The organism is Liquorilactobacillus mali KCTC 3596 = DSM 20444 (assembly GCF_000260415.1).
GTDB lineage: Bacteria > Bacillota > Bacilli > Lactobacillales > Lactobacillaceae > Liquorilactobacillus > Liquorilactobacillus mali.
Map to the genome: position 1 here is coordinate 1 of NZ_BACP01000108.1, position 248 is coordinate 248.

Consider the following 248-nt stretch of genomic DNA (forward strand, 5'->3'; position numbering starts at 1 on the left):
TAATGCAACTTTAGTTCAGAGGATTAACTTTTGTTCACAAAGTGGCTCTGCGTGCACAAAAGCGCTGGAAACGGCGAGAGAAGCTTAAAAATGCAACCTTAGTTCAGAAGATTGAATTTTGTTTACAAAGTGGTTCTAAGTGCACAAACCAGCTGGAAACAGTAGCTCTGCGTGCACAAAAGCGCTGGAAACGGCGAGAGAAGCTTAAAAATGCAATCTTAGTGAAGTCGTGGGAGACAAGGCACACA

1 protein-coding gene is annotated in these 248 nt (G+C 43.1%); it reads left to right on the plus strand.

Annotation, left to right across the window (positions count from 1 at the left end; translation table 11 throughout):
• Positions 1-41 precede the first annotated feature (41 nt).
• Positions 42-248: hypothetical protein (locus tag GSM_RS15470; RefSeq protein ID WP_010078437.1), on the plus strand; the 207-nt coding region annotated here is incomplete at its 3' end.